The 13,155-nt window shown below is 71.3% G+C and carries 10 protein-coding genes; 5 read left to right on the forward strand and 5 right to left on the reverse strand.

Going from position 1 to position 13,155, the window contains the following annotated elements; genetic code table 11:
• Positions 1-38: 38 nt before the first annotated feature.
• Entirely contained in the window at positions 39-2,171 is a 2,133-nt protein-coding gene (locus OG589_RS01715) for a hypothetical protein (RefSeq protein ID WP_405145501.1), read from the reverse strand.
• Positions 2,172-2,335: 164 nt separating this feature from the next.
• Between OG589_RS01715 and OG589_RS01720 the strand changes: the two genes are divergently transcribed.
• The 3 genes from OG589_RS01720 (at position 2,336) to OG589_RS01730 (ending at position 5,190) form a co-directional block, all read left to right on the forward strand.
• Positions 2,336-3,244, forward strand: a complete 909-nt coding sequence (locus OG589_RS01720; protein WP_405145503.1) for an LLM class F420-dependent oxidoreductase — start codon at positions 2,336-2,338, stop codon at positions 3,242-3,244.
• Between the two features lie 112 nt (positions 3,245-3,356).
• Complete coding sequence (locus tag OG589_RS01725; protein WP_405145505.1) at positions 3,357-3,722, forward strand: hypothetical protein; 366 nt, start codon at positions 3,357-3,359, stop codon at positions 3,720-3,722.
• Positions 3,723-3,963: 241 nt separating this feature from the next.
• A complete protein-coding gene (locus OG589_RS01730; protein ID WP_405145507.1) occupies positions 3,964-5,190 on the forward strand; it encodes a cation:proton antiporter in 1,227 nt (408 codons plus the stop codon).
• Here OG589_RS01730 and OG589_RS01735 read toward each other — a convergent pair.
• The 3 genes from OG589_RS01735 to OG589_RS01745 all read right to left on the reverse strand — a co-directional run bounded on the left by OG589_RS01735 (position 5,150) and on the right by OG589_RS01745 (position 9,415).
• Positions 5,150-7,828, reverse strand: coding sequence for a PEP/pyruvate-binding domain-containing protein (locus OG589_RS01735; protein WP_405145508.1), 2,679 nt, complete (start codon positions 7,826-7,828; stop codon positions 5,150-5,152). The two genes, OG589_RS01730 and OG589_RS01735, sit on opposite strands and share 41 nt — an antisense overlap.
• A gap of 139 nt (positions 7,829-7,967) precedes the next feature.
• Positions 7,968-8,672 carry an SDR family oxidoreductase gene (locus OG589_RS01740; protein ID WP_405145510.1) on the reverse strand — a complete coding sequence of 235 codons (705 nt, stop codon included), beginning with the start codon at positions 8,670-8,672 and terminating at the stop codon, positions 7,968-7,970.
• A gap of 86 nt (positions 8,673-8,758) precedes the next feature.
• Positions 8,759-9,415: a VC0807 family protein gene (locus OG589_RS01745; RefSeq protein ID WP_405145512.1), complete on the reverse strand. Its 657-nt coding sequence runs from the start codon at positions 9,413-9,415 to the stop codon at positions 8,759-8,761.
• A gap of 278 nt (positions 9,416-9,693) precedes the next feature.
• Between OG589_RS01745 and OG589_RS01750 the strand changes: the two genes are divergently transcribed.
• Positions 9,694-10,032, forward strand: a complete 339-nt coding sequence (locus OG589_RS01750) for a luciferase family protein (protein ID WP_405145514.1) — start codon at positions 9,694-9,696, stop codon at positions 10,030-10,032.
• 30 nt (positions 10,033-10,062) lie between these two features.
• Here OG589_RS01750 and leuE read toward each other — a convergent pair whose 3' ends face one another.
• Positions 10,063-10,737, reverse strand: a complete 675-nt coding sequence (leuE, locus tag OG589_RS01755; protein ID WP_405145516.1) for a leucine efflux protein LeuE — start codon at positions 10,735-10,737, stop codon at positions 10,063-10,065.
• Positions 10,738-11,470: 733 nt separating this feature from the next.
• Here leuE and OG589_RS01760 point away from each other — a divergent pair.
• Entirely contained in the window at positions 11,471-13,030 is a 1,560-nt protein-coding gene (locus OG589_RS01760; protein WP_405145518.1) for a cellulose binding domain-containing protein, read from the forward strand.
• Positions 13,031-13,155: the final 125 nt, after the last annotated feature.

The following is a 13,155-nucleotide window of genomic DNA, read 5'->3' on the forward strand; positions in this document are numbered from 1 at the left end:
CGCCACTCTACCGATCATCCGGCCGCGCGTGGGGGTGCTCACCCGCCCTCGCGGCAGCGGTGCCGTACGTCCGCCGAGAGTTCGAGCCCCGAGCTGGCGGGGAACAGCGACTGGGCTCCGCGGCGGTCCAGGGAGCCCTCCAGCATCCACGAGAACTGCCCGGGAAAGTGCTCGGTGAAGATCGGGTGGTCTCCGGGGATGCCCCAGCCTTCGACCCCCTGCCCGGCGAGCTGGATGATCCAGACGGGTACGGGCGTGCGGATGGCCAGGAGCCCGCGCTGGAGCGACAGCCGCTCGTCCCGCGCCCAGCGCGTGCGGGTCAGGCCGCGGCAGTCGACGGCGAGGAAGCGCGCCATGTCGTCGCCGGGCATGAGCGGCCATTCGGTGCGGAGGAACTCGAAGGCGACCAGCAGGTCACCGAGGTCGGCCGTTCCCGTGCTCAGGTCGGGCATCCTTTGCAGCATGTCGAGGTCCATGGCCATCTGCTCGGCCGGGTATCCCTGCGGCAGCCGCAGTCCCAGCTCGCCCGGAGGGGCGTCGCACAGCGTCTGGAACCGCCGGAATATCGCCCGGTAGGCCTGCCAGCCTCCCGGGCCGGCGGTCGGCGCGGGGCCGGGGAACTCCACGTCTCCGAGCAGGAACTCGGCGACGAAGCGGTTCGTCAGGTCCGCGCCTGCCAGCATGGTGTTGATCACGCGCAGGGCCGCGCTCGCCCGCAGCATCGCCGCCTCCCAGGCCGGCGTCGGGCTGGGCGTCCACACCTGGCACGGGGGCGGGGACTCGGGCAGCACCACCGGGGCGGCCCCGGAGCCCCTGGTCTCGCGGTCCCATGTGGAGTAGGCCGCGTCGAGGGCGCCGAGGTCGGCCAGGTCGACGTCAAGCACCCATCGCCCGGGCAGGAAGTCGGCCCTCTCGACGAGATGGCGCGTCAGCTCGGCCTCCCGCAGGCACCACGGCGACTCCTCGTAGCCGGGGGAGCGCAGCCGCACGATCGCGGGGGTCGCGCCGTACAGTGCCCAGGCCATCCCGGTGTTGGTCTCCCAGGAGGGGACGTACCCGGCGTCGATCGCGCACCGGCTCGACGACCAGAGCGCAAGGCGGCGCAGCGCCCGCTTGGCGTCGCTCGACCGGTGGCTGATCCCGACGGCGCGGCGCGGCCAGGCGGGTCGTACCGCGTTGAAGGCGAAGCAGGCGAGATCCTTCGGCCGCACATGTTCCCAGCTCTCGCGGGCGGCGTCCTCCAGCCAGGCCATCGCCTTCAAGGTGAGGAGCCACCGCCGCGCGACCGCGGGAGCGATCATCCGTAGCTCCGGGTCGTCCGAGCGCGCCGTCTGGAGCAGGCCCTCGACCACGGGACGGCTGCGCATGAGGCGTGCCGCCAGCCGCAGCGCCTCCGCCGTCTCCCCGAAGCCGGCGTCGGCGCTCAGCCACGCCCAGTACCCGCGCCAGGCCTCCCCCTGGCCCGCTCTGACGTCGGCCGCGTCGAGGAAGGACAGCCGCCCGTCAGGCGAGATCTCCAGGTTGTAGAGCAGGTCCAGAGGGCGTTCCGCGAACTCGTTCGCCGCCGCCCACGGAGCGGGGAGCTTGATCTGGCGCGGTATCGCGAGCCGGGCGGCGGCGTCCTCGGTGAGGGCGCCCTGCCCGCTCTCCGGGGTGAGCATGACATCGCGCAGCAGCGGCCCCACGGCGCAGCTCAGCCAGGTGCGAACCTGCCCCCGCACGACGTCTCCGCGGGCCGCCGGCTCGGTTTCCCGCCGGAGGAAGCGGGTGACGGTGGCGTCCTGTTCGCCCGCTTCCGCGGGAAGATCCGGCCACCGCGACACGTGCCGGGTGGACCACGCGATGGACGGCACGGCCTTCACCAGCCGGGTCACGTCGTGTTCCGGCCACGCGCCGATCTCGTCCGGGGGGTTCCAGCAGGGGGCGATCCCGCCTGTTCCGGTGCCCCGCACGCCTCTGGCGAGCCACGGATCGGACACGGAGTCCGGGGAGGCGGGGAGATGCCGGTGCCGCGACCGCCGCATCCCGTCGCGGGCCTCCGCCCACCGGTCGAGGATCGGCGCCGAACCGCCGCCGAGGGCGCCGGCCAGCCACGCGAGCGAGACGGCCGATTCGTTTCGCTCCTGACCACCCGCCCGGGAACGGCCCGTCGTCGTCTTCTGTGCCGTCATGATCGGTGCTTGCCTCCACACCGCAGCGGGACCAGTCGGCCAGTATATGAGCTTGCCTCAAAATAATCTCCACGCTCGCGCTCACCCGCCCCACGGCCACGCGACCCGCGGCGTACGATGACCACGGCCACACTAGAACTTCATTCGGTTTAGATGGGTAGGACATGCGCATCGGGCTTTATCTCAACGAACCCTCCGGGCCGGACGCGATCACCAAGCTGGGCGAGCGCATCGCCAGGGCCGCCGACGACGGCTTCGCCTCGGCCTGGGCCTCCAACATCTTCGGGCTCGACGCGCTGACCGCGCTGGCGGTCGCCGGGAGCCGGGTGCCGGGCATCGAGCTCGGTACGGCCGTGGTGCCGACGTACCCGCGTCACCCGGCCGTCCTCGCCCAGCAGGCGCTCACCGCGAGCACGGCCCTCGGCGGGCGGCTCGCGCTCGGCATCGGCCTGTCCCACCAGATCGTCATCGAGAACATGTACGGATACAGCTTCGACCGGCCGGCGCGGCACATGCGGGAGTACCTCTCTGTGCTGCTTCCCCTGCTGCGGGGGGAGCAGGCCGACTTCGACGGCGAGACCCTCAAGGCGCACATGGGCCTGAGCACCCCGGGAGCGGGCGGCGTCCCGGTGCTGATGGCCGCGCTGGCGCCCCGGATGCTCCGCCTGGCGGGCGAGCTGGCCGACGGCACCGTGCTCTGGATGACCGGGCCGAAGACCGTCGCCGACCACGTCGTCCCCGCGATCACCGAGGCCGCGCGGGCGGCGGGGCGCCCCGACCCCCGCATCGTGTGCGCGCTTCCGGTGGCCGTGACCGCCGACAAGGACGCCGCGAGGGCCCACGCCGACGAGGTGCTCGCCATCTACGGCCAGCTCCCGTCCTACCGCGCGATGCTGGACCGCGAGGGCGCGGCAGGCCCGTCCGGCGTCGCGATCGTGGGCGACGAGGACGAGGTGGCCGGTCAGATCGAGGCCCTCGCCAAGATCGGAGTGACCGACTTCGCCGCCGCGACGTTCGCCTCCGGCGACGACGCGGTGCGCACCCGGAAGTTCCTCAAGTCCCTGGTCGCCTAGAGGCGGATCGCTCCGGAGCCACCGTCCCCGGCAGGGGGGAAGATCGCCGGAGATGGTGGCTTTGGGGCGAAATGCTAAAATTGAGGCACGCCGACGAGAGGGGACCGGGCGCTTGAGGAGACGATCGGTCGCGATCGCCGTTCCCAGAGCGGTTCCCGTTCTCGTGCTGGCGGCCCTCGCGCTGCTGCTCGCCGCCGTTGCCGCCTACGGCCTCCGCGGCGCCCTGCCGGCGGGGGTCCACGACCGTTCGCCCGACATCACGGCAGCCGACGGCCCGTTTCTTGTCAAAGTGCTGCCGAGTACGGCTCACCGGATCGCCTCGCCGCAGATCGGCTGGGCGGACGCGCCGCCTCCGGACGCCTTCACCCCTGAGGTGGCGGCGCGCGGGCTCGCGGCGGGCGACCGAGGCACCCGCGTGCCGGTGCCCGCGACGCACCGGCCGTCCCGCCCCCGCGCTCCTCCGGCCGAGGGTCCCTGACGCCTCGCCGTCACGCGCTCCCCGCGGACAGGGGAGCCGCGGCGATGCCGCGTGCGGGCCGCGAGCCGTCCACGCGACGGCGCGGCCTTTCATCCGCGCGTACGGCCTGAACCGCCGCGACCGCCACGCGCCATCCGGGACCGCGAACTCGAAACCCTGACGACGACGACCTGCCGGAGGTTTCCGATGACCCACGAACACGTCCCCGCCCTGTCCGTCTTCACCCGCGAGGGGAGACACCATGGCACTGGCTGACGAGCTCGTCGCCCTCGGCGGCTCCTTTCTGGCCGCGGGGGTCGTCGCACGGCTCGGAGCCAAGATCGGGCTGCCGACCATCCCGCTCTTCATGCTGGCGGGCATCATCTTCGGCCCGCACACCCCCGGGCTCGCCCTGGTCGACAACCCGGCCGACCTCAAGGTCGTCGCGGCCCTCGGGCTGATCTTCCTGCTGTTCTACCTCGGACTGGAGTTCTCACTCGACGACATCGTCCAGGGCGGCGGGCGCCTCCTCGTGGCCGGGGGGATCTACCTGCTCCTGAACGTCGGAGGCGGCCTGGCCTTCGGGTTCGCGGTGGGCTGGGGCGGCAGGGAGGCGCTGGTCCTCGCCGGGGTCATCGGCATCTCGTCGTCGGCCATCGTCACCAAGCTGCTGGTCGACCTGAAGCGCCTGGGCAACCCCGAGAGCCGACTGATCCTCGGCATCATCGTCGTGGAGGACGTCTTCCTCGCGCTCTACCTCGCCCTGCTCCAGCCGGTGCTGGCCGGCGCGCACGACTTCGGGGAAGCGGCGGTGGCGTTCGGCAAGGCGTTCGGGTTCCTGATCGTGCTGACCGCCGTGGCCCGGTGGGGCAGCCGCGTGGTCGGCAAGCTGGTGGAGACCAAGGACGACGAGCTGCTCGTGGTGATGTTCACCGGCCTCGCCGTGCTGACGGCGGGGCTCGCCGAGGAGCTCGGCGTGTCCGACGCCATCGGCGCCTTCATGATCGGTCTCATCCTCGCGACCACGAAGGCGGCGGGGCGCATCCGCGCGCTGGTCCACCCGCTGCGCGACGCGTTCGCGGCGCTGTTCTTCTTCTCGTTCGGCCTGTCGATCGCCCCCGGCGACTTCGGGCCCGTCCTGATCCCCATCGTCATCGCCGTGGCCGTGACGTTCGTGCTGAACATCGCCGCCGGGGCGATCGCGGCCCGCCTGCACTCGTACGGCAGGCAGGCGGCGGTGAACATCGGGCTGACCGTGTTGTCGCGGGGGGAGTTCGCGCTGATCCTCGCCACGCTCGCGATCGCCGCGGGGCTGGACGGCAGGCTGGCGCCCTTCATCGCCGGCTACGTGTTCATCCTTGCGATCCTCGGCCCGCTGCTCGCGGGACGCTCGGCCGCGCTGCTCCGCCTGCTCCCCGCTTCGCTGTTCCGCTCACGGGACGACGAGGTCACGGTGAGCGACGTTCCCGGGACGGTTCATCGAGGATGACGGCCCCCGCCGTGCCGTCCACCGTGATCGTCTGACCGGTGGTGATCCGCGAGGTGGCGTGGGCGACGCCGACCACGGACGGGATGCCGTACTCGCGGGCCACCACCGCGCCGTGGGAGTTCGCGCCGCCCATCTCCATGACCAGGCCACCGGCCGTGAGGAACAGCGGCGTCCAGCCGGGGTCGGTGGACGGCGCGACCAGGATCTCTCCGGGCTCCAGATGCGCTCCCACCGGGTCGAGCACGACCCGCGCCGTCCCGGTGACGGTGCCCGGAGAGGCGGGCGTGCCGGTCAGGGCGCCCTCGGCCGGGGGCGCCGCCCCGACGGCCTCGGGCTCGGTGCCGTCGGACAGCAGCACCCTGGGCACGTGCCCGCGCCGTAGCTCCCGGGCGTAGGCCGCGCGCCGGCGCTCGACGAGGGCGCGCATGTCGCTCCCGCCGAGCGCTTCCCGGGCCTCGGCGAGGCTCAGCATGAAGATGTCCTCGGCGGCGTCCAGCACCCTTCGCGCCACGAGCTCGTCCCCCACCGCGGAAAGCTGTTCCCGCATCTCGGCCAGGGTGAGGATCAGGTAGTACTTGGGCATCTCGCGGTAGCCCGCCAGCTCCCGGGTGCGCCGGAGGGCGAAGCGGACGATCGGGCCGCGCCACCCGCCGGCCCGGCGGGCCAGTTCGCCCGCCATGGCCTCCGCCTCGCGGGCCCCGCGCGCGAACTGCGCGTCCGGCGCCCGCGCCGGATCGTCCGGCCGGAGGTAGTTGGCGAGCACCCCGAGCACGTGGGACGGGTCGTCCGACCACCGGGGCATGCCGAGATCGATCTCGGCCACCGCCCGGTGGCCGTACCGGGCGAGGAAGCCGGTGAGCTCCCGCTGGAGCACGGGCGGGAGCGGGCCTTCGGGCGGGGTCGTGCCGCTCAGCGCCCGGGCGGAGGCCTCGTCGGCGCGGACGCGGGTGGCGGCGTCCCACAGGGCCAGGTCCATCTCCGTGGTGACGTTGTGGGGCAGCCCGCGGAGCACGGTCTGCAGTTCGCCCGGCCTCGTACGGCCTCGCAGGAGGCGGGCGGCGAGCCCGAGCATCAGGAAGCCGGCGATCGGCCCAGGGACGATGTGGGGCAGCATGGGGAAGGTACGCGAGCCCAGGACGCGCTCGACGTGGTCCAGTCGTTGCTCGGCGGTCGCCCCCGAGGGCGGCTTCGGCCGCGCGCGGAACTGGTCGCCGATCTGGGCGACACGCCGGTGCCAGGTGCCGGGCCGTACGAGCGCCCGCACGATCCACACCGGTATGCGGTATCTCGTGGCGATGCGCAGCACCCGGCGGACGGCGGGCAGGGGTGAGCGCCGGGTCACACTCAGCCGGGGATCGCCGAACAGCCCCCGGAGCACGACCGCCGACCGGGCCTCCATGATGTCGAGCACCCTCGGGAAGACGGCCCGGCCGACACGGCTGCGCAGGAGGCCGGTCACGTCCGCGAAGAGCCGCATGCCCGGCTCGGCCACGGGGGCGGCGCCGCCGGGTGGCACGCCGTAGAGCGTGGTGATGGAGGAGGCCAGCATCCGGAAGGCGGAGGAGCCCATCGGGGTGATCGGCCGGTGCAGGCCCTGGGCCAGGCTGAGGCAGATGTACACCCGGAAGCCTTCCTGGCCCTCGGGCAGGGGATACAGGGTGGTGATCGGCCGCGCCTGGGTCAGCCAGAGCGTTCCGGAGGGGTCGATCGCCCACTCGGTGTCCTGCGGGGAGCCGTAATGGGTCTCGACCCGCGCGCCGAGCCGGGCCAGCGCGACGATCTGCCGATCGCTGAGGCACGCCTCCGGTGCGGCCTCCGCCGGTGGCTCACCCCGCCTGACCTGCTCCGTGCCGCCGCCGGGAATCGGGCGGACGGCCGTCAGCTTGTCGCCGACGCGTCGCTCGGTGATCTCCATGGACGGGCTCACCACGAAGTGGTCGGGGTTGACGGCTCCGGAGACCACGGCCTCGCCCAGCCCGGGCGCGGCGTCGATCACGATCTCGCGGCGGCGGCCGGTGACGGGGTTGGCCGTGAACATCACCCCGGCCACCTCGGCCGGCACCATCCGCTGGATGACCACGGCCAGGTGGACGGCGCCGTGGTCCACGCCGTTGGCGGCCCGGTAGGCGACGGCGCGGTCGGTCCACAGCGAGGCCCAGCACCGGCGGACGGCGTCGAGCACCGCGCCGGGCCCCACCACGTTGAGGAAGGTGTCCTGCTGGCCCGCGAAGCTGGCGTCCGGGAGGTCCTCGGCGGTGGCGGACGACCGTACGGCCACGGCCCCCTCGGCGTTCTGCCGTACGGCTCGCGCGATGTCGGCGGGCACGGGGGCGGCGAGCACGAGAGCGCGGGCGCGACCGGCCAGCTCGGCGAGAGCGGCGGTGTCACCGGGGGACGTGCGCGCGAGGCCGCCGAGCACGTCGTCGAGGCCGGCGTCCTCGGTGACGCGGCGGTACGCCTCCGTCGCCAGGCAGACCCCTGGGGGAACCGGGAGCCCGGCCCGCGTGAGCACGCCCAGGTTGGCCGCCTTGCCGCCGACCAGGGGAAGCATCTCAGCCGTGATGTCCTGAAATTTCAGGATGAGGGGGTCGCCGACGGGGTCGAGGTCGGCGCGGCGGTCACTCGGGGATTGGAGCATGATGCCCTCCCGCGGCGTGGCGCCGAGGGCTGGCAGCACTCGGCGCGGCTTCCGCATTCGATGTGAACACCACCATAACTCATCACCTGATGAAATCAACAGATGATGAATAACAGTACGTCACCGCTCGCCGGGCGTCCTAGCTCATGGTGTTGCCGCCGTTGACGGCCAGGCGCTGGCCGGTGATGAACCGGGCGCCCGGGGACGCCAGGAACGCGACGGCCTCGGCGACGTCGGCGGGCACCCCCATGTGGCGGAGCGGCAGCGCGTCGCGGTAGTCGCTCACATCGGAGCCCTCATGGCGCTCCACCGGGATCCAGCCGGGCTCGACGGTGTTGACCGTGATGCCGAGCGGCCCCAGTTCGCGCGCCCAGGAGCGGGTGAGGCCGTGCATGGCCGCCTTGGCCGACACATAGTGCCCGAAGTCGGCGTTGCCCAGGTCGGCGACCTCGCTGCCGATGTTGATGACGCGGCCCCCTCCGGCGGCCCGCAGGTCGGGCAGGACGGCGTGCAGGAGCAGCAGCGGCGCCTTCACGAAGAACCGGAGCTGGTCGAGGTGGTCGTCCCAGGTCTGCTTCTCGATCGGCATCATCGGCTGGGGCCCGGTCGCGTTGTTCACCACGACCCCGATCGGGCCGACGCTCTCGCGGATCTCTTCGACGCCCCGCCGCACCGACTCCTCGTCGGTCACGTCGAACCGCGAGACGTGGGCCGCCACGCCGATGCGCTCGGCCACAGCGGTCGCCCCGGCGGTGTCGTTGGCGTAGTTGACGACGACCTTCCACCCGTCGGCCGCCAGCCGCTCGGCGATGACCGCGCCGAGTCCCCGCGAAGCCCCGGTCACCAGTGCGCACCCCATATACCTGTCCTCTCCACGCCGGAAACGCCCCCCATCCTCGCGCGCGCGGGGCGGGGGCCGGCGTGGGGGCCCTAGGCGGCGGTGATGGCCAGGGCGGGGGCCGGGGTGTCGGCGTGGAGACGGTGGAGCAGCCGGCGGAAGGCGTAGATCGAGACCCCGACCGCGACGCCGCTGATGGCCGCGACCACCGAGGTGCGCACCAGCAGGTAGGTGCCGATCGACTGGTGCAGCAGCAGCCAGATGCTGACCGTGGAGTTGGCCAGCAGCACGAACGCCCACAGCAGGGTGATGCGCGCGAAGAACCGCCTGACCCGCTCGTGCCTGAGCACGGTCGAGGGCAGGTGGATGTAGTCGAGGGTGAGCTTCTGGACCAGCGGCCGGTTCAGCCGCACCGAGGCGAGGAAGGCCATGCTGATGCAGATCGTGCCGAGTTCGGGTTGCAGGAAGTAGACGACGGCGCTGCCCGTCCACCAGCCGAGCGCCGCCCGGGCGGTGATGGCGATCGCGGCGAGCACCATCGTGCCCGGCACCGGCCGCCGGCGGACCACCCGCCAGAGCACTCCGGCGTACACCCACGTGACGGCGGCGATCAGCGCACCGTCCAGGCCGAGCACGGCGAGCGCGCTGTAGAAGACCGCGAGCGGGGCCACGACGCCTTCGAGGAGCCTGGGCACGGCCTGCCTGAGCAGTGCGGTGATCCTCGGGAGCGTGAAGGACGGGGCGTTCATGCTTCTCCCAGGGAGGAAGGCGGAAGACCGACGTTAAGGCTTCCGCGACTACCCGAAGATGGGAACGACGAAACTCGCCTGAAACACCGGATTGCGGTCATTGGTTGCCCACCGTACCCAATGTCTGATTAAACAGTACATATGGCGAAAAAGATCGTTTAAATGGATCAACTACCCGAGCTGCTGATATGTTGGCCGCGCCCGTGGCGATTGAACATCGGATAACGGTTCGGGAACAGAGGGTTTCCTCCGGGCGAGCGGCCCGCGAGCATGAAGTTATGGCAGTGCTCACACGCACTCATGTTCGGTCCGCTGGCTGCGTGGCCGATGTCGCCGTCCAGCTCACACGCTGGCCCGACCTCGCCGTCAGTCGTACCCGCCGGGCCATAAAGTTCCGCACCCGAGGCCGTGAAATCATCCGCATGTCCGGCGATCACACCGCCGAGCTGCTGCTCACGGCCCCGGTCATCGACCGATGGGCCAGAGTGCTGGCCGACTCGAACCGCGTCACACCCGGTCACAACTCCGAGTGGATCCGGGTTCAGATCGAGGACCGCGCCGGTGCCGAGATGTTCCTCTCCCTGGTGAGCGTGGCGCTGAAGGTCAACCAGGATTAGCGGCCGGGGCCGCGAGCGGCCCGGCCGGGGTCAGCTGAGGCTGGTGGTGGCCAGCTTGGCGCCGAAGCCGAGGAAGACCGCGCCCACCCCGGACGTCAGGCCCGCCGAGAGCTTCCTGCGCCGCCGGAACTGGCTCGCCAGGTAGACGCCGCCGAAGATCAATGTAGACAGATACATCGCGCTGAAAAGCTGACAGATCGCGCCGAGAATCAGGAATGACAGCGCCGGGGCGCCATAGTGCGGGTCGACGAACTGCACGAAGAACGAGATGAAGAAAAGGATCGCCTTCGGGTTGAGCAGGCTGACCGTGAGGGCCTTCCTGAACGGGTCCGAGAGGTCCTCGACGGCCGCGACCGGCTCCTGCGTCCCCTTCTCCTCCCGCTGGCTCCGCCAGGACTTCCGCGCGGAGCGGATCATGCCGATCCCGATCCACGCGAGATACCCCGCGCCGGCGTACTTCACGACGTTGAACAGCAGCGGCGTGGACTGGAGCAGTGAGGCGACCCCGGCCGCCGACAGCACCATCAGCACCGTGTCGCCGACGAACACCCCGGTCGCCGCCCGGTAGCCGGTCCGCACGCCGCGCCGTGCCCCGACCGACAGGACGTACAGGGAGTTCGGGCCGGGAAGAAGGATGATCAGGAACGCCCCGACCACGTACGCCCAGATATTCGTGATGCCGAAGAACATGCCGCCAAGCTCCATAGTCCGAGGGATACATCACGTTATACCTGGACTTACCGGTCGCAGCTGCGGGGCGGGCCGCCTGGCCGACCGTCCCTGGGCGGTCCTGTGACGGTACGCCGGCGGCGTCCGCGGGGCCGGGTTCCGGGATGCCCTCGCGCGGCGCGGACCATACGTCTCCAGGCAGACGGGTAGACCAGCCGTCCCGCCTTGTCAGATGCCCTCTGCCTGCGGGAAAACCGTGGAGTTTGGGTCTTGTGGGCGCGCTGGCGCGGGGCTACGATCGCGACAACTCTTAGGAAACTTTCCTAAAAGAAATGACCAACGGAGCCGTCCGTGCCTCGCCCCCCTCCCGAGCCGAACTGGCATTGAGCTGCGGAAACACAACGGCGTGAGCCGCCCCGCTCACCCCTCGTCCTCTCGCCGTCCTGCCCTCCCAGGACGTGTACGCCCCGCTTTCCGCCCGCATGGGAGCGATCATGCGCCGCACCTTGCCCCTGCTTCTCCTCACCACGGTGTCCGTGCCGCCGCCGGGTGCGCAGGCCGCCTCGGTCGGCGCGAGGTTCGTCAAGACGTGATCGTCGCGGCCGGCGGCGCCGACGGCCGCCCCAACGGCACGCTCTCTCCCACCCGCGGTGGCGCCGGCCGGCCGGTCTGCGAGTTCACGTCCAGCTTCAAGACCTTCACCGGCTGACGCCGCACCCCCCAGCCGGTACGGCTCGCACCGGCCGTACCGGCTCAAAGAGGAGCTTTAATGCGATTTATCCGTCTATGTGTCGCGGCTCTGGTCGCCGCGGCAGCCGTACTGGTCATGACGACCGGGTCCGCCTCCGCGGCCTCGGCGACCGCCACCTTCACCAAGCCCCAGGACTGGGGCAGCGGGTTCGAAGGCAAGTACACGGTCACCAACGGCACCTCCAGCGCCCTCAACGGCTGGACGGTCGCCTTCGACCTGCCCGCGGGCTACTCGGTCACCACCTCGTGGGACGCGGTGATGACCAGGAGCGGTCAGCACTACACCTTCAGCAACCCGAGCTGGGCCCCCACCCTGGCAGCCGGGGCGAGCACCAGCTTCGGCTTCAACGGCAGCCCCGGCAACTTCGGCGCGCCGCTGAACTGCACGCTCAACGGCGCCTCCTGCTCGGGCGGCACCACCAACCCCGGCGCTCCAGGCGCACCGGGCACCCCCACCATCACCGGCACCGCCAACACGTCGATCTCCCTGTCCTGGGCGGCGTCGACCGGCACCGTCACCGGCTACCGGGTGTACGAGGGGACGACGGTCAAGGCCACGGTCACCGGCACCTCCGCCACCATCGGCTCGCTCGGCACCTGCACGACCCACACCTACAGCGTCAAGGCGTACAACTCGGTCGGCGAGTCGGCGGCCAACGGCTCGGTCACCGGCACGACGACCGGGTGCACCAACCCGCCGCCCAGCGGTGGGAAGGGCCAGCCCTACCTCTACATGGGCTGGGGCAACCCGCCCAGCGCGACGACCGTGATGAACGCGACCGGGATCAAGGCGTTCACGATGGCCTTCATCCTGTCGAGCGGCGGCTGCAACCCCGCGTGGGACGGCCAGCGCCCGCTCCAGGGCGGCGTCGACGCCACCACGATCTCCCAGATCAAGGCCGCCGGCGGCGAGATCATCCCGTCGTTCGGCGGGTGGAGCGGCAACAAGCTCGGCCCGAACTGCTCGACCCCGCAGGCACTGGCGGCCGCCTACCAGCAGGTCATCAGCGCCTACAACCTGAAGTCCATCGACATTGACATCGAGAACAGCGACGAGTTCGAGAACGAGGCCGTCCAGGACCGCATCCTCAACGCGCTGAAGATCGTCAAGCAGAACAACGCCGGGCTCAAGACGATCATCACGTTCGGCACCAGCACGACCGGTCCGACGTACTACGGCACCCGCCTGATCAACCAGGCCGCGGCGCTCGGCGCGAACATCGACGTGTTCACGATCATGCCGTTCGACTTCGGCGGCGGCGCCAACATGTACCAGAACACGGTCAACGCCTCCGAGGGCCTGAAGAACGCGCTGAAGACCGCCTTCGGCTGGTCCGACGCCACCGCCTACTCCCACATGGGGATCTCGGGCATGAACGGCCTGTCCGACCAGCAGGAGCTCACCACCCCGGCGATCTGGACCCAGATCCGCGACTGGGGCAAGTCCAAGGGCCTGGCCCGCCTGGCCTTCTGGTCGGTCAACCGCGACCGTCCCTGCCCCGGCGGCGGCGTGAACGAGTCCTGCAGCGGCACCAGCCAGAGCGACTGGCAGTTCACCTCCATCACAGCGGGCTTCTAGCCCCCCGATGACCGTACGGTCCGCGCAGCTCCGTCCCCCCAAGGGGATGCGCGGGCCGTACACCGATCCCCCCGCACCCCGGCCCGCCCCGGGGTGCGGGGGCTGTGACCTCACTCCTCACCCTC

Source organism: Sphaerisporangium sp. NBC_01403, from assembly GCF_045040145.1.
Lineage (GTDB): Bacteria > Actinomycetota > Actinomycetes > Streptosporangiales > Streptosporangiaceae > Sphaerisporangium > Sphaerisporangium viridialbum.

Coding starts and splice junctions, on each gene's coding strand:
- OG589_RS01760 (WP_405145518.1), top strand. CDS start 11,471: ATGCGATTTATCCGTCTATGTGTCGCGGCTCTGGTCGCCGCGGCAGCC.
- OG589_RS01745 (WP_405145512.1), bottom strand. CDS start 9,415: ATGAACGCCCCGTCCTTCACGCTCCCGAGGATCACCGCACTGCTCAGG.
- OG589_RS01735 (WP_405145508.1), bottom strand. CDS start 7,828: ATGCTCCAATCCCCGAGTGACCGCCGCGCCGACCTCGACCCCGTCGGC.
- OG589_RS01720 (WP_405145503.1), top strand. CDS start 2,336: ATGCGCATCGGGCTTTATCTCAACGAACCCTCCGGGCCGGACGCGATC.
- leuE (WP_405145516.1), bottom strand. CDS start 10,737: ATGGAGCTTGGCGGCATGTTCTTCGGCATCACGAATATCTGGGCGTAC.
- OG589_RS01750 (WP_405145514.1), top strand. CDS start 9,694: ATGGCAGTGCTCACACGCACTCATGTTCGGTCCGCTGGCTGCGTGGCC.
- OG589_RS01715 (WP_405145501.1), bottom strand. CDS start 2,171: ATGACGGCACAGAAGACGACGACGGGCCGTTCCCGGGCGGGTGGTCAG.
- OG589_RS01730 (WP_405145507.1), top strand. CDS start 3,964: ATGGCACTGGCTGACGAGCTCGTCGCCCTCGGCGGCTCCTTTCTGGCC.